Annotated in this window: 16 protein-coding genes and 1 pseudogene; 7 read left to right on the top strand and 10 right to left on the bottom strand. The window is 64.4% G+C overall.

Annotated features, from left to right (window positions below):
- Nucleotides 1-147 (bottom strand): PspA/IM30 family protein (locus RMO25_RS00335; RefSeq protein WP_309660611.1); only part of this gene is annotated, 147 nt, incomplete at its 3' end.
- A 188-nt stretch (nucleotides 148-335) separates the two neighbouring features.
- Here RMO25_RS00335 and pspF point away from each other — a divergent pair.
- Together pspF and RMO25_RS00325 are read left to right on the top strand one after the other, a co-directional pair.
- A complete protein-coding gene (pspF, locus tag RMO25_RS00330) occupies nucleotides 336-1,358 on the top strand; it encodes a phage shock protein operon transcriptional activator (protein ID WP_309660608.1) in 1,023 nt (340 codons plus the stop codon).
- An 82-nt stretch (nucleotides 1,359-1,440) separates the two neighbouring features.
- Nucleotides 1,441-1,986, top strand: a complete 546-nt coding sequence (locus tag RMO25_RS00325; protein WP_309660607.1) for a hypothetical protein — start codon at nucleotides 1,441-1,443, stop codon at nucleotides 1,984-1,986.
- A gap of 12 nt (nucleotides 1,987-1,998) precedes the next feature.
- Here RMO25_RS00325 and RMO25_RS00320 read toward each other — a convergent pair whose 3' ends face one another.
- Nucleotides 1,999-2,568 (bottom strand): urate hydroxylase PuuD, encoded by a 570-nt coding sequence (locus RMO25_RS00320; protein ID WP_309660610.1) that lies wholly within the window; start codon nucleotides 2,566-2,568, stop codon nucleotides 1,999-2,001.
- 408 nt (nucleotides 2,569-2,976) lie between these two features.
- Nucleotides 2,977-3,363, bottom strand: coding sequence for a hypothetical protein (locus RMO25_RS00315; protein ID WP_309660606.1), 387 nt, complete (start codon nucleotides 3,361-3,363; stop codon nucleotides 2,977-2,979).
- A 132-nt stretch (nucleotides 3,364-3,495) separates the two neighbouring features.
- On the opposite strand from RMO25_RS00315, the gene RMO25_RS00310 reads away from it, so the two are divergent.
- Nucleotides 3,496-4,206 carry a transposase gene (locus tag RMO25_RS00310; protein ID WP_309660605.1) on the top strand — a complete coding sequence of 237 codons (711 nt, stop codon included), beginning with the start codon at nucleotides 3,496-3,498 and terminating at the stop codon, nucleotides 4,204-4,206.
- A gap of 221 nt (nucleotides 4,207-4,427) precedes the next feature.
- Here the strand turns inward: RMO25_RS00310 and RMO25_RS00305 are convergent, their stop codons facing one another.
- From RMO25_RS00305 to dapF, 6 genes are read right to left on the bottom strand one after another with little or no spacing between them, the layout of a single operon-like run.
- Nucleotides 4,428-5,204: an ABC transporter permease gene (locus RMO25_RS00305; protein ID WP_309660604.1), complete on the bottom strand. Its 777-nt coding sequence runs from the start codon at nucleotides 5,202-5,204 to the stop codon at nucleotides 4,428-4,430.
- Nucleotides 5,201-6,145 (bottom strand): ABC transporter ATP-binding protein, encoded by a 945-nt coding sequence (locus RMO25_RS00300; protein ID WP_309660603.1) that lies wholly within the window; start codon nucleotides 6,143-6,145, stop codon nucleotides 5,201-5,203. Before RMO25_RS00300 ends, RMO25_RS00305 begins: the two co-directional genes overlap by 4 nt.
- Nucleotides 6,142-6,756, bottom strand: coding sequence for a septation protein A (locus RMO25_RS00295; protein WP_309660602.1), 615 nt, complete (start codon nucleotides 6,754-6,756; stop codon nucleotides 6,142-6,144). The genes RMO25_RS00300 and RMO25_RS00295 overlap by 4 nt, the downstream gene beginning before the upstream one ends.
- Entirely contained in the window at nucleotides 6,753-7,667 is a 915-nt protein-coding gene (gene ftsY, locus RMO25_RS00290) for a signal recognition particle-docking protein FtsY (protein WP_309660601.1), read from the bottom strand. Before ftsY ends, RMO25_RS00295 begins: the two co-directional genes overlap by 4 nt.
- Nucleotides 7,664-8,806 carry a radical SAM protein gene (locus tag RMO25_RS00285; RefSeq protein WP_309660600.1) on the bottom strand — a complete coding sequence of 381 codons (1,143 nt, stop codon included), beginning with the start codon at nucleotides 8,804-8,806 and terminating at the stop codon, nucleotides 7,664-7,666. Before RMO25_RS00285 ends, ftsY begins: the two co-directional genes overlap by 4 nt.
- Nucleotides 8,803-9,603, bottom strand: a complete 801-nt coding sequence (gene dapF, locus RMO25_RS00280) for a diaminopimelate epimerase (protein ID WP_309660599.1) — start codon at nucleotides 9,601-9,603, stop codon at nucleotides 8,803-8,805. Before dapF ends, RMO25_RS00285 begins: the two co-directional genes overlap by 4 nt.
- Before the next feature lie 185 nt (nucleotides 9,604-9,788).
- Between dapF and ffh the strand changes: the two genes are divergently transcribed.
- The 3 genes and pseudogenes from ffh to rimM all read left to right on the top strand — a co-directional run bounded on the left by ffh (nucleotide 9,789) and on the right by rimM (nucleotide 12,590).
- Entirely contained in the window at nucleotides 9,789-11,261 is a 1,473-nt protein-coding gene (ffh, locus tag RMO25_RS00275; RefSeq protein ID WP_309660598.1) for a signal recognition particle protein, read from the top strand.
- 29 nt (nucleotides 11,262-11,290) lie between these two features.
- Nucleotides 11,291-11,758 (top strand): annotated as a pseudogene (gene rpsP / locus RMO25_RS00270) (30S ribosomal protein S16); the annotation flags it as partial.
- A 352-nt stretch (nucleotides 11,759-12,110) separates the two neighbouring features.
- Complete coding sequence (gene rimM, locus RMO25_RS00265) at nucleotides 12,111-12,590, top strand: ribosome maturation factor RimM (RefSeq protein WP_309660597.1); 480 nt, start codon at nucleotides 12,111-12,113, stop codon at nucleotides 12,588-12,590.
- Nucleotides 12,591-12,678: 88 nt separating this feature from the next.
- Here the strand turns inward: rimM and RMO25_RS00260 are convergent, their stop codons facing one another.
- Complete coding sequence (locus tag RMO25_RS00260; protein ID WP_309660609.1) at nucleotides 12,679-13,593, bottom strand: NAD(P)/FAD-dependent oxidoreductase; 915 nt, start codon at nucleotides 13,591-13,593, stop codon at nucleotides 12,679-12,681.
- 49 nt (nucleotides 13,594-13,642) lie between these two features.
- Between RMO25_RS00260 and trmD the strand changes: the two genes are divergently transcribed.
- Nucleotides 13,643-14,353, top strand: a 711-nt coding sequence (gene trmD / locus RMO25_RS00255; RefSeq protein WP_309660596.1) for a tRNA (guanosine(37)-N1)-methyltransferase TrmD, incomplete at its 3' end; no start/stop codon positions are given.

Genomic DNA, 14,353 nt, shown 5'->3' with positions numbered 1-14,353 from the left:
CCGCGCCGCCGACGCCCGCACGTCGACCAACGTCTCCTCCATCTCGAGGATGATCATCCGGATCATCCGCGACGGATCCTCCGAACGGTCCAATAACTCGGTCATGTTCGCCGCGAAAATGTCCCGCGTCCGGGAAAAGATACTCATTCCAGCACTCCGCATTCAAAATCAGGGCCCTGTGTACCCAATATGTAATACAAGAGGCGTGCCAGCATTCTATAAAGCCCGGAAAGCCGTGATAAGCGGTAATCTTCGCTTCGCAAACACAGGAAATATCTTGCCAAGAGATGGGGTTTACCACCAACAGTCGGTCAGATTTTTATGAATGAGACGTAATGGAGCGGTCAAATCAATTCGTCGGGCAGAGCCTGGCCTTTCTCGACGCGGTCGAGCGAGCCAGCCGCGCCGCGCCGCTTAATCGTCCGGTCCTGGTCATCGGCGAGCGCGGGACCGGCAAGGAACTGATCGCCGAGCGGCTCCACCATCTGTCGCCGCGCTGGTCGGGCCCGCTAGTGACGATGAACTGCGCCGCGCTGCCTGAAAATTTGATTGAGGCCGAACTGTTCGGTCACGAAGCGGGCAGCTTCACTGGTGCCTCAAAAACCCGCCACGGCCGGTTCGAGGAAGCCGATGGCGGCACCCTGTTCCTCGACGAGCTAGCAACCTTGTCATCGCCGGCGCAGGACCGCCTGCTGCGGGCGGTCGAATATGGCGAAGTCACCCGGATCGGCGCGTCGAAGCCGATTTCTGTCGACGTGCGGATCGTCGCCGCGACCAATGCGCATTTGCCCGGGCTGGTCGACCGCGGCCTGTTTCGTGCCGACCTGCTCGATCGATTGTCGTTCGAGGTCGTGACCTTGCCGCCGCTCAGGGTGCGGACCGGCGACATTTCGCTCCTATCGGAATATTTCGGCAGGCGCATGGCGGTCGAGCTCGATTGGCCGAACTGGCCGGGCTTTTCGTCGCGCCTGGTCGCCGAGCTCGAAGCCTATCCGTGGCCGGGCAATGTGCGGGAGCTGCGCAACGTCGTCGAGCGCGCCGTGTATCGCGCCGAAGACCCCGAGCGGGACATCGACCAGGTCCAGTTCGACCCGTTCGAATCGCCCTGGGTCACCGACGATGAACCGCGGTCGCCGTCACTGCCCGAAGCTACGCCGGCCACGGCGGCCACTCCCGATGCCAGTGCCCCAGCCAACGACTTCCGTGCCGCCGTTACCGCATACGAACGATCGCTGCTCGAAGACGCGCTGGCCCGCAATCGCTTCAACCAAAGAGCAACGGCGGCCGCGCTTGGGCTAAGCTACGACCAACTCCGCCACGCGCTGAAGCGCCACAAGCTGCAGGATACCGCCGCTTAAACGCGCTGACGTTCGTCGAAACGCAGGCGAAATATTGTCTTGAACCTGGTATAGCGGCGGTGCTGGAATGGGGAGACGTTCGATGAAGGTCTTGATGTTATCCGTCGCTGCCACAGCATTGGTCGCCGGAACCGCGCCGGCCCAGGCTTCGGTGTTTACTGTCGGCAGCCTCGCTTCAGGCTGCTACCAGGCTTCGCTGAATTACAAAGTGACTCCGCTGGCGCTGGCAGATTGCACGCGTGCTCTCGATGGCGAACCGCTCGCCTTCGACGATCGTGTCGCGACACTCGTCAATCGCGGGATCGTGCGCATGAACCTTGGCGATCAAATTGGCGCCGACCGCGATTTCGACACTGCGCTATCCATGGACCGGAACGAGCCCGAGGCGTGGCTGAACAAAGGCCTTCTCCGGCTCCGACAGAATCAGCCCAACGCCGCTGTTCCGCTGATCGAGCAGGCCATGCAGGCGCGAACCATCCGCCCGGCCTTGGCGATGTACGCCCGCGGCATCGCCAACGAGCAATTGGGGCATGTCAGACAGGCTTACGCCGACCTGATGCGGGCCCACGAGCTTGCTCCCGGCTGGTCGTTGCCCGCCGCTCAGCTGCGCCGCTACTCGGTCCGCTAGCCAGGCAGGCGATCAGCTCCCCAGTGTCTGGAACGTCGCCATTGCGTAGAGCATCGGGATCGAGAGCAGGACGTTGGTCCGCGATGCGACCAGCGCGGTCCGCGCCGACTTGGCCTTGCTGGCATCGTCCGCCGCGACCAGGCCCAGCACGCGCTGCTGGTTGGGCCAGATGATCGCCCAGACGTTCAACGCCATGATCAGCGCCAGCCACATGCCGATGCCGATCAGCAAAAAGCCGCTGCGGAAAGTCAGCGCCTCGACCAGATAATTCTTCACCCAGGCCAGCGTCAGGCCGGTCAGCACGGTGAACGCGGCGCCCCAGCGGAAATAGAACAAAGCCTTGGGGGCGATATATTTGGTCACCCCGGGCTTCAATTCGGCCGGCACCGTCGGCATCACCGGGATCTGCACGAAGTTGAAATAATAGAGCAGGCCGATCCAGGTGATCCCGAAGAACACGTGCAGCCAGCGCAGCACCGCTTCGGCGCTCAACGTCTCGGCGTGGACCGCGGCCATCAGGCCCAGCGCCAGCGCGAACCCAAGGCCCAGCACCAGCCACAAATTGTCGAACAGCTTGCCCATCATCATCCCCTTTGCTGCGCCCCGATCGAGCCCAGGCGTCGCGCCCCGTTAAGCCCGCCGGGGCCGGGTCCGCAAGGGGCGGGCGCCGGGCGCGGCACGGCGCGGAAGGTTGCCAAGGTTGCTCTGTATTGCGCGCGAGAAATTCGTCCGGGCGCGCGGCTCCGGCCCACAGGGGGGCAAGGATCGAACAGCTTTGAAAGATTCAGCATGGCCAATGGCGTCGTCCTCGACTCGGAACGCTCATCATAACCCATCTGGTTATCTATAGGACAGCCTATTCTGAAGGCGGCGAGTTTGGTGCATTTAGTAAACTGTCACCGTAATTAAAATTAATGTCACCGTAATTAAAACTGTCACCGTAATTTCACCGTAATTTCGTAATTCTGTCATTCTAATTCCGCGAAAGAATTATTGCCCTGAAAGTTGCCGCTGGAGTTCATCAACTGCAGAATTGGCAGCACTTTGGAGGCCAATACGTCGGTTCAATTCACACGCGCACAAAGGAAAGCCAGCCAACTGAATGGGGCCGCCTCTAAGTCTCGTGATGGTGACAGTGATGTCGTCCCGGAACAGCCGCATACTAAAGTCAACTGCGCCTTGCGGTTGGCTGATCAAAGGCTGCAAGGCAAAGTGATTTCGCGCCGCGAAAGCCGATATCAATTTATTCACCGTTTTAAAATCCGAAGTGGAAGGGACCTGTGCCTGAGCCAAGGGTTTGTTCACATCGTTCGATACATCGTGTGCGTTGCAGGCAGAGAGCGCCAAGGCAATGGCTATTACGGCAAACATATTCATTCCCTCAATACCGTGGACCAGCGATGGCTCTTACGACAGATATGTACGAACCGCACAATTCCGGGGACACCACAATTCCGGGGACACAATACTAAATAGACGCCGCCGCGCCGGTGGATTAAACACCGCCTGATGGCCAGGCTTGCGCGCGTCGTTATTCCTCATGTCGCCCATCATATCACGCAGCGCGGCAATCGCCGCTTGCCGATTTTCTTCTCGGATGCGGACCGCGTCGCTTATCTCGCCGAGCTCGCCGCCGCTTGTGCCGCGACCGGCACCCGCTGCCTCGCCTGGTGCCTGATGGACAATCATGTCCACCTGATCCTGGTCCCGCAAAGCGTCGACGGACTGCGCGCCACGCTTGGCGAGGCGCACCGGCGCTACACGCGGCGGATCAATTTTCGCGAGGACTGGCGAGGCTTCCTGTTCCAGGGCCGCTTCGCCAGTTACCCAATGGACGACGGCCATCTGATCGCCGCGGTCCGCTATGTCGAGAATAACCCGGTCGCGGCCGGGATGGTCCGCCGGGCCGAGGACTGGCGCTGGTCAAGCGCCCGCAGCCATGTCGCCGGGCGGCGAACGGCGCACGATCCGCTGACCGACGTCGCTGCACTCGGTCTGCACGTCAGGAACTGGCGGGCGCTTCTGCGCTATGGCGCCGAGCTTGGCGATGCCGATGCAAACGGCGCCGCGGCTGCCGGAGCGATCGAGGCCCGGCTGCGCACCGGCCGTCCGCTCGGCGCGGCGGCGTGGGTAGCGCGGCAGGCGGCCGAGCTCGATCGCCCGCTAGCCCCGGCCAAGCGCGGCCCCAAGCCCAGGCCCAAGCCGGGATTCGCTAATTAGTATTGTGTCCCCGGAATTGGTGTCCCCGGAATTGGGTGTCCCCGGAATTGGTGTCCCCGGAATTGTGTCCCCGGAATTAGTGTCCCCGGAATTACGTGTCCCCGGAATTACGTGTCCCCGGAATTACCCGGAATTGCCGGAATTGTGTCCTCGGAATTGGAGCCGCTTGAGAAATATCGCCGGGCCAATCGGCCGGCCGATGGTTTCCGCGCGGCGCAACCTTATTTCTTCAGCCGATACCCGCTCTTGAAGATCCAGGCGATGGCGGTGAGGCAGATGGCGATGATCGCGAGCATCACCGCGACGCTCGACCAAACCGGCACGTCGGCGATGCCGAAGAATGTCCAGCGGAAGCCGCTGACCAGATAGACCACCGGGTTGAACAGAGTGACCGTGCGCCACGGCTCGCCGAGCGCGCTGATCGAATAGAACGCCCCGCCGAGGAAGGTCATCGGGGTGACGAACAGCATCGGAATGATCTGCAACTGCTCGAAATTCTGCGCCCAAATGCCGATGACGAAACCGAGCAGGCAAAATGCCGTGGTGATCATCAGCAAGAACAGCAGCATGATCGCTGGATGCTCGATGCGGACGTCGACGAAGATGGTCGCGGTGACCAGCGTCACCAGCGCCAGCACCATCGACTTGGTGACCGCCGCGCCGACATAAGCGAGGACCACTTCGAGGCTCGAGATCGGCGCTGACAAGAGTTCGTAGATGGTGCCGGTGAACTTGGGAAAATAGATGCCGAAACTGGCGTTGAAGATCGATTGCATGAATACCGACAACAAGGTCAGGCCGGGGACGATGAAGGCGCCGAAGCTGATCCCGTCCATCGCCGCCATGCGGCCGCCAATCGCCGCGCCGAAGACGACGAAATAGAGCGCGGTGGTAATCACCGGGGTGACCAGGCTTTGCCACAAGGTGCGCCCGGCCCGGGCCATTTCGAAGCGGTAGATGGCGGCGACGCCTTCGCCGTTGAAGCCCGCGTTTTTCATGTCGTTGCTCCGCGCCCGCCGTCGTGGACCAGGCCGACGAAGATGTCCTCGAGGCTCGACTGGTGGGTCGACAAATCCTTGAAGCCGATGCCGAGGTCGCTGACCCGGCGCAGCAGCGATGGCACGCCGGTCTTCTCAGCGTTGGCGTCGAACATGTAGCAGAGGATGTGGCCGTCATCCTCGAGCGCCAAATTCCAGTCCGAAAGCTCGGGCGGGATCGTCGTCATCGCTTCGGCCAAGGTCAGTTTCAGCGTCTTACGGCCGAGCTTCTTCATCAAGACTTTCTTGTCTTCCAGGGCGATCAGTTCGCCCTTGCTGATGACCCCGACGCGGTCGGCCATTTCCTCGGCTTCCTCGATATAATGGGTGGTGAGGATGATCGTCACGCCGTCGGTGCGCAGCTTGCGGACCATGTCCCACATGTCGCGGCGCAGCTCGACATCGACGCCGGCGCTGGGTTCGTCGAGGAACAGGATGTCGGGTTCGTGGCTGAGCGCCTTGGCGATCATCACCCGGCGTTTCATGCCGCCCGACAATTCCATCATCTTGGCCTTGCGCTTGTCCCACAGCGACAGCCGCTTGAGCAGATCCTCGATCCTCGCCGGATCGCGCGGCTTGCCATAGAGGCCGCGGCTGAAGCTGACCGTCGACAACACGCTTTCGAACGCGTCGGTGGTCAGTTCCTGCGGCACCAGGCCGATGCGCTGGCGGGCGTGGCGGTAATCGCTCTGCCAATTCTTGCCGTCGACCAGCACCTCGCCGCCGCTGGCGGTGACGATCCCGCAGACGATGCTGATCAGCGTCGTCTTGCCGGCGCCATTGGGGCCAAGCAGCGCGAAAATCTCGCCGCGGCGGATGTCGAGGTCGACGGCTTTGAGGGCTTCGGTGCCGCTGGCATAGGCTTTGCGCAGGCCGCGGATGGACAGGATGGCGTCGGTCATTCGATCGGTCCGGGTTCGGCGGCAACGGCGTCCTCGCGGGCCAGCCCGTGGCGCAGCAGCATCGGCACATTGGCCAGTGCGAACAGGAAAGTGAGAGGGATCGCGCCCCAGATCTTGAAGCCGATCCAGAATTCGGTCGAGCTGTTGCGCCACACGCTTTCGTTGACCACCGCCATGCCGGCGAAGAACAACGCCCAATTGCGGGTCAACTTGGTCCAGCCGGCGTCGTCGAGCCCGGGGTAGGTGCTGCCCAGCACCGATTTCAGCAGCGGTCGCTTAGTTGCCAGGCCGAACGCGAGGATCGCCGCGACGAGGACGTAATAGACCGTCGGCTTCATCTTGATGAAGGTTTCGTCGTGCAAATAGATGGTCAGCCCGCCCAGCACCACGACCATGACGCCCGAAAACCACAGCAAGGGTGAAACGCGGTGGAAGCGGATCGCCGAAAACAGCATCGCCGCCACCATCGCCACCATGAACGCGCCGGTAGCGACGAAGATTTTGATCGCCGGCGGCACCGGGGCGAGGAAATTGGCGAGGAAAAAGACCAGCAATGGGCCAAGGTCGATCAGCAACCTGGCGCCGCCCGAGGGTTCGGCCTTGTTGCTCATTCGGGCAGGCCAGCAATGGCGCGGGCAACCGCCCGCGCATCGAACGGGCGCAAGTCGTCGACCCCTTCGCCAACGCCGATGGCGTGGATCGGCAAGCCGAACTTCTCGGCCGCGGCGACCAGGATGCCGCCGCGCGCCGTCCCGTCCAATTTGGTCATAATCAATCCGGTCACGCCGGCGCTGTCCCTGAACACTTCGACCTGCGCAAGGGCGTTTTGTCCGGTAGTCGCGTCGAGCACGAGCAAGACATCGTGCGGTGCCTCGGGGTTGAGGCGCCCGAGCACGCGGCGGATCTTGGACAATTCGTCCATCAGATGGGCTTTGTTCTGCAGTCGGCCGGCGGTATCGACGATCAACACGTCCTCGCCGGACGCGGTCGCCTGGCGGACGCCGTCGAAGACGATGCCGGCGGCGTCGCCGCCTTCCTTGCCGGCGATGACCGGCGCGCCGATCCGGTCGCCCCAGATCTGCAATTGCTCGATCGCGGCGGCGCGGAAGGTGTCGCCGGCGGCCAGCAGCACGCCGTAATCCTGCTCCTTGAGCCAATGGCCGAGCTTGGCGATGGTGGTCGTCTTGCCCGAGCCGTTGGCGCCGATCACCAGCACCACATGCGGCCGCGGGAAGCCCCACACCTCGAGCGGCTTGGCGACCGGGGCGAGAATTTTCTCAATCTCTTCGGCCAGGATGGTGCGCAAGCCCCGCTCGTCGAGTTGCTCGAAGCGGCGGGTGGCGATGGCTTCGCGAATCCGGTGCGACGCTTCGGGGCCGAGGTCCGAAGCGATCAGCGCTTCCTCGATATCGTCGAGCGTCGAGGTGTCGAGCGCCGCCTGTTTGGTGATGGCGGTGAGGTTTTCGCCGACCTTCGCGGCGGTCTTGGTGAACCCGCCGCGCAGGCGGTCGAGCCAACTCATGCGAAGACACCGACGAGGTGGTCGCCGTCGCGGGCGACAATGCGCGCGTTGCCGATGTTGCCTCGGCTGGTCCCCGCGATCGTCACCGGCGCAAAGCCGTCGCTGTGCCCCTTGGCATTGTTTTCGATCAGCACGCGCTGGGTGCTGCCAATCAGGCTGGCGAGCCAAGCGCTTCGCCGTGCCGCCGCCGCTTCGCGCAGCCGCGCCGCGCGCCCTTTGACGATATCGCGCTCGACCTGCGGCATCCGCGCCGCCGGCGTGTTCGGGCGCGGCGAGAAAGGGAAGACATGCGCGGCGATCACGTCGCAATCGTCGAGCAGGCCGAGGCTGCGCTGGGCCATGTCCTCGGTTTCGGTCGGGAAGCCGGCAATCATGTCGGCACCGATGGTCGCGTCGGGCCGCGCCGCCTTGATCCGTTCCACCAGGCGCACCGCGTCGGCGCGGCTGTGGCGGCGCTTCATCCGCTTGAGGATCAGGTCATCGCCGGCCTGTAGCGACAGATGAAAATGCGGCAGCAACCGCGCCTCGCCGCCGATCAGCTCGAACAAAGCGTCGTCGATCTCGATGCTGTCGAGCGACGACAGGCGCAGGCGTTTCAGCCGATGTTCGGCCACCAACAGGCGCTGGCAAAGAATGCCGAGGCCATCTGCGTAGCTCGTAATATCCACACCGGTGAGCACGATTTCCTTCGCGCCTTTGTCGAGCTCGGCCGCGACAGCAGTGCGGATCGCCTCGAACGGCAAGGAGCGGCTCGGCCCGCGGGCGGTCCAGATGGTGCAAAAGGTGCAGCGATGATCGCAGCCGGTCTGGATGCCAACGAAGCTGCGCACCCGCGACAAAAAACCGGCGGCGACGGTCAGTGGCGCGGTGAAGTCGCGGACCTGGATGCGGTCGACTTCGGGCATTGCGGCAAAACGCCCGGGCTCGAGCTGGACCGCACAGCCGGCAGCGAGGATTTTCGCATTGGGCCGTTCGCGGCGGGCGCGGCGGATCGCCTGGCGGGTCTGGCGCACCGCCTCGGCGGTAACCGCGCAGCTGTTGACGATCACCCAGTCCTCGCCCTGCGGCATCTGCGTCCGCATCGCTTCGCTTTCGGCGAAGTTCAGGCGGCAGCCGAGCGTGATCGTCTCGACGCTCAACCGAACGTCTCCAGGTCGATCTCACCCGTGAACACGTGAGTCGCGGACCCCCGCATCCGGATTGGTTCGCCGGGCGCCCAGGCGATGCTCAGCGTGCCGCCCGGCATCGTCACCTTGACCGGCGACTGGGCGCGTTTCGAGGCGATCGCGGCAACGGCGGTCGCGCAGGCGCCGGTGCCGCACGCCAACGTCAGGCCGGCGCCGCGCTCCCAGGTCCGCAGGCGGATGCCGCCGCTGCCGACCTCCGCCACATTGATGTTGATGCGGTCGGGAAACGCCGGGTCGTGCTCGATCAGTGGGCCGAGCCCGTCGAGGGGAATGTTCTCGATATCCTCAACGAAGAACACGAGATGCGGATTGCCGACGCTGAGCGCCATCGGATGCTCAAGCTCACCCCACGCCATCGGCAAAGCGGCCGTGTCCATGGCATAGGCCAGCGGCACGTCTTCCCAGCCAAAGCGCGGCTCGGCAATCGCGACTTCGATCTCACTGCCGTCGCCGGCGCCGCTGATTACTCCGCCACCAGTTTCGATTGTTTGGACGCCAGTCAGCGCGACTATGCAGCGCGACGCATTGCCGCAGCTTTCGACCTCGCCACCGTCATGGTTCCAGATCCGCATGCGAAGATCGGCGACGTCAGACGGCTCAAGCACGATCAGCTGATCGCAGCCGATGCCGGTGCGGCGGTCGGCCAGCGCCCGCGCCAGCTGCTCGGACATCGCCAGCGGCTCGGTCCGCGCGTCGAAAATGGCAAAATCGTTGCCAAGCCCGTGCATCTTGTCGAACCGCCGCGTCATCGCCGGGTGACTTAGGGAGGGGCAAAGGGAGTGTCCACCTTGACCCTCACACCCCCATCGACTAACCGCGGCCTCGTCGTTTTAGACACATATCGATGACACGTGCCCACGGGTGCACGCTGGCCGGCGAGGTTTCGCCCGCCGGCGATTTTGCATTTTGGCGCGCACATCGACGGGAGATTGGAATGTTCGACAGTCTGAGCGATCGGCTCGGCAGCGTCTTTGACAAGCTTCGCGGGCGCGGTGCGCTCTCGGAGGCCGACGTCCGTTCGGCCATGCGCGAAGTGCGCGTTGCCTTGCTTGAAGCCGATGTCGCGCTGCCGGTCGCCCGCGACTTCGTCGACCAGGTCACCGAGCGAGCGGTCGGTTCCGAAGTCCTGCGCTCGATCACGCCCGGTCAGATGGTGGTCAAGATCGTCCACGACGCGCTGGTCGAAATGCTCGGCTCGGACGCGTCGGAGCTGCACCTCGACGTCACTCCGCCCGCGGTGATCCTGATGGTCGGCCTGCAGGGTTCGGGCAAGACGACGACCACCGCCAAGCTCGGCAAAAGGCTTATGGAGCGCGAGCGCAAGCGCGTGCTGATGGCGTCGCTCGATGTCGCCCGTCCGGCCGCGCAGGAACAGCTCGCGGTGCTGGGGCGCCAGGCGAACGTCGACACGCTGCCTGTGGTCGCCGGCCAGCAGCCGGTCGATATCGCCAAACGCGCCATCCAGGCGGCCAAGCTTCAGGCCTATGACGTGGTGCTGCTCGACACCGCCGGGCGCCTCCACGTCGACGACGCGCTGATGGGCGAGATGAAGGCCGTCGCTGCCGCCACCAACCCGACCGAAACCCTGCTCGTCGTCGATGCACTGACCGGCCAGGACGCGGTCAACGTCGCCAAGGGCTTTGCCGGCGAGGTCGATCTGACCGGCGTCATCCTCACCCGGCTCGACGGCGACGCCCGCGGCGGCGCGGCGCTCAGCATGCGCGCGGTGACCGGCAAGCCGATTAAGTTCGCCGGCGTCGGCGAGGCGATCGACAAGCTCGAGGCCTTCCATCCTGACCGCGTCGCCGGCCGCATCCTCGGCATGGGCGACGTCGTCAGCCTGGTCGAGCGGGCCGCCGAAACGATCCAGGCCGAGGAAGCCGAGAAGCTCGCCGGCAAGATGCTCAAGGGCAAGTTCGATCTCGACGATCTGCGCGCCCAGATCGGCCAGATGCAACGCATGGGCGGACTCGGTGCGCTGGCGTCGATGATGCCGGGCATCAAGGGCATGAAAGGTGCGGCCGAGAAAGCCGGCGACGGCAAGGCGCTGGTCCATCTGGAAGCGATGATGTCGTCGATGACCGCCAAGGAGCGGGCCAAGCCCGACCTGATCAACGCCAAGCGCAAGATCCGCATTGCCAAGGGCAGCGGGACCACCGTTCAGGAGGTCAACAAATTGCTCAAGATGCACCAGGAAATGGCGACGGTGATGAAGCGCCTGAAAAAGATGGGCGGGCTCGGGAAACTCGCCGCGATGTTCGGCAAAGGCGGCATGGAAGGCGCGCTTGGCGGGCTAGCACCTGGGGCGATGCCGCCCGGTCTTGGTGGCGCTGGACCCGCCTTGCCTGGCCTCGGCGGTCCCGCTTTCAACCTCCCACCAGGTTTCGACAAATTCACAAAGAAGTAATTCAACCCACTAAGAAGGAAGACTAAACCATGGCACTTTCAATTCGCCTGACCCGCGGCGGGGCCAAGAAGCGGCCCTATTACCGCATCGTCGTCGCCGACAGCCGCGCCCCGCGCGACGGTCGTTTCATCGAGAAATTGGGCTCGTATAATCCGCTTCTCGCCAAGGATTCGCCCGAGCGCGTCAAGCTCGACGCCGAGCGCATTGCGCACTGGCTCGGCGTCGGTGCCCAACCGTCCGATCGCGTGCTGCGCTTCCTCGATGCCGCCGGTATCCGCGAGCGGCCGGCGCGCAACAACCCCAACAAGGGCGAGCCTGGCGAGAAGGCCAAGGCCCGCGTCGAGGAGCGTGAGGGCAAGGCGACTGCTGCTGCCGAGGCCGCCGAAGCCGCCGCCAATGCGCCGGTCGAAGAGCCAGTAGTTGAGGAGGCCCCAGCCGAAGAAGTTATTTCCGAGGAAGCTCCCGCCGAGGAAGTGACCGCGCAAGAAGCTCCTGAAGAGGCTCCCGAGGAGGCTCCAGTCGAGCCCGACACCGAGGAAGCTCCCGCCGAAGAGGCCGTGGCCGAAGAAGCCGTGCCTGCCGACGAACCAACCAACGAAGGCGAATCTGCGGCCGAACCCGCTGAAGGTGCGGACGAAATCGCGCCGCCAATCGACGATTCGCCAGTGTCAGAAGAAGTTAGCGCGGACGAAACCCCCGCCGACGAAGCCGAGAAGGCCGACTGACTCAATCCTCCCCGGAACGGGGCGGGGGACCGGCGGTACGCCGGTGGAGGGGGCGCCGCGAAGGTCTCAGGGCCCCCTCCGTCAGCCCTGCGGACTGCCATCTCCCCGTGCCGGGGAGGAGTTAGTGGAGCGGATCTCGCTCGCTGCCGTCGCCGGCGCCCATGGCATCCAGGGCGAGGTGCGCTTGAAGCTGTTCACCGACAGCGCCGAGAGCCTCGCCCACCATGCCCGGCTGTTCGTCGGCGGTGTCGAGCGTCGCCTGCTCAAGGTGCGCGGCGACAATAAGGGCGCGGTCGTTCACTTCGAGGGGGTTGATGACCGCACTGCCGCGGAAGGGTTGCGCGGATCGCTGGTCGAGATCGAGCGCACTGCCTTGCCGCCGCTCGCCCACGACGAATATTACCACGCCGATTTGGTTGGCATTCCTTGTGTTGACGGTCTGGGGACCGCGCTCGGCACCGTCGTCGCGGTCGAGAATTTCGGCGCCAGCGACTTGCTCGAAATCGAAGGCGAGGGCGGCCGACGGTCGCTGATTCCGTTCAAGCCCGGCATCGCCGACCTGATCGACGGCCGCTTCATCCTCGACCCGGACTTTCTCGCCTAACTGTCATTGCGAGGAGCGCAGCGACGCGGCAATCCAGCAAGACGAAGAAACTGGATTGCTTCGCTCCGCTCGCAACGACGGCAGGGAATTAACGCAGCAGCGGCGCGACCTTGGCCAAATCGTTGCGGATCGTCGTGGCGGCGACCCCGCCTTCGCCCATCGCGTGACTGATCTGGTCGAGGCCGATGACGACATCGCCGGCCGCATAGACTCCCGGCACGCTGGTCCGCTGCCGCGCATCGACGCCGATGCAACCATCGTCGCCGAGACGCGCCCCGACCATCTCGGCCAACTGGGTGTGCGTATCCGACCCCAGCGCCGGGTAGACGCTGTCGAAGGTGAAATGCCCTTCGGCGGTGTCGACGATGATGCACTCGCCGGTGATCGCCACCGCTTCGGCCGGCCCGTCGACCATCACGATTCCCGCTGCCTTCAGTGTGTCATGGTCTTCGGCCGGCAGGTCGAGCTCGGCGTGGGGCGCGATCAGGGTCACGTCGACGGTGAAGCTGCGCAGGAATAGCGCTTCGGCAACGCCATTGGCATCGCTGCCGATGACGCCGACTTTCTTGTCGGTGACTTCATAGCCATCGCAGATCGGGCAATAGCGGATCAAGCCGCGGGCAAGCGCGTCGTCGTGCAATTCCTCGTCCATCGGCGGGCGGCGATTGGTGACCCCGGTGGCCAGCAGCACGGTCCTCGCGCTGGCTGAGCCCGAGCCCCAAGTGGCCCTGAACAGCTCGCCATCGCAATCGAGCCGAGTCACCCGATCCTCCTCAATCCGCGTGCCATAGAGCTGGGCCTGGTCCTTCATCCGCGCAATCAGCTCGACGCCGCTGATGCCGTCGGGGAAACCAGCATGGTTGTGGGTGCACGGGATCATCGCCGCGCGGCTCTTGCCGGCATCGACCAGCAGGATCCGCAAGTGGAAGCGCGACAAATATATGGCGGCGGTCAGCCCGGCCGGGCCGCCGCCGATGATCAGGCAGTCGAGAGGTTCATCCATCATCGCCCAATGGATTGTGGACCGCGTAGTTCCGGACTAGCTCGCCTGCATGCCGTTTAGCGCGACCGTCCTCACCCTCTACCCGGAGATGTTTCCCGGGCCGCTGGGGGTTAGCCTCGCAGGGCGCGCGCTTGCGGATGGCCTATGGAGCTTGGATACCAAGAACATTCGCGATTTCGCCGCCGACAAGCACAAGAGCGTTGACGACACGCCGGCAGGTGGCGGGGCGGGGATGGTGTTGCGCGCCGACGTGCTCGCCGCGGCGCTCGACAGCGTTTCTGACGGCCGCCCGATGCTCGCCCTCACACCCCGCGGCGTCCCGCTAACCCAGGCCCGCGTTCGCAATCTCGCTGCCGGTCCCGGCGCTATTCTGCTCTGCGGCCGCTTCGAGGGCTTCGACGAGCGGATCTTCGAGGGCCGCGACCTCGAGCCGGTCAGTGTCGGCGACTATGTGCTGTCGGGCGGCGAGCTTGGCGCGATGGTCTTGCTCGATGCTTGCGTTCGGCTGCTCCCCGGGGTAATGGGCGCGGCCTCTAGCGGAGAGGAAGAGAGCTTCGAAGACGGGCTTCTCGAATATCCGCATTATACCCGACCAGTCACATGGGAAGGGCGCACGATTCCCGAGGTGCTGCGGTCGGGGGATCATGCGAGGATCGCGGCGTGGCGACACGACCGTGCATCCGAAGACACACGGCTAAGGCGGCCGGACCTGATCGAGCGCCACGGGGGCGCATCGCAGGCACCGCCCTCTGGCGCGCGG

It is taken from the genome of Sphingomonas sp. (genome assembly GCF_031361285.1).
Classification (GTDB): Bacteria; Pseudomonadota; Alphaproteobacteria; order Sphingomonadales; family Sphingomonadaceae; genus Sphingomicrobium.
The sequence above is the reverse complement of the archived record's forward strand: the minus strand, read 5'-3'. Positions and strand labels throughout refer to the sequence as shown.

Excerpts from the sequence above, each read along its gene's own strand:
- pspF (WP_309660608.1), top strand. The coding sequence starts at position 336 with ATGGAGCGGTCAAATCAATTCGTCGGGCAGAGCCTGGCCTTTCTCGAC.
- RMO25_RS00325 (WP_309660607.1), top strand. The coding sequence starts at position 1,441 with ATGAAGGTCTTGATGTTATCCGTCGCTGCCACAGCATTGGTCGCCGGA.
- RMO25_RS00320 (WP_309660610.1), bottom strand. The coding sequence starts at position 2,568 with ATGGGCAAGCTGTTCGACAATTTGTGGCTGGTGCTGGGCCTTGGGTTC.
- RMO25_RS00315 (WP_309660606.1), bottom strand. The coding sequence starts at position 3,363 with ATGAATATGTTTGCCGTAATAGCCATTGCCTTGGCGCTCTCTGCCTGC.
- RMO25_RS00310 (WP_309660605.1), top strand. The coding sequence starts at position 3,496 with ATGGCCAGGCTTGCGCGCGTCGTTATTCCTCATGTCGCCCATCATATC.
- RMO25_RS00305 (WP_309660604.1), bottom strand. The coding sequence starts at position 5,204 with ATGAAAAACGCGGGCTTCAACGGCGAAGGCGTCGCCGCCATCTACCGC.
- RMO25_RS00300 (WP_309660603.1), bottom strand. The coding sequence starts at position 6,145 with ATGACCGACGCCATCCTGTCCATCCGCGGCCTGCGCAAAGCCTATGCC.
- RMO25_RS00295 (WP_309660602.1), bottom strand. The coding sequence starts at position 6,756 with ATGAGCAACAAGGCCGAACCCTCGGGCGGCGCCAGGTTGCTGATCGAC.
- ftsY (WP_309660601.1), bottom strand. The coding sequence starts at position 7,667 with ATGAGTTGGCTCGACCGCCTGCGCGGCGGGTTCACCAAGACCGCCGCG.
- dapF (WP_309660599.1), bottom strand. The coding sequence starts at position 9,603 with ATGACGCGGCGGTTCGACAAGATGCACGGGCTTGGCAACGATTTTGCC.
- ffh (WP_309660598.1), top strand. The coding sequence starts at position 9,789 with ATGTTCGACAGTCTGAGCGATCGGCTCGGCAGCGTCTTTGACAAGCTT.
- RMO25_RS00260 (WP_309660609.1), bottom strand. The coding sequence starts at position 13,593 with ATGGATGAACCTCTCGACTGCCTGATCATCGGCGGCGGCCCGGCCGGG.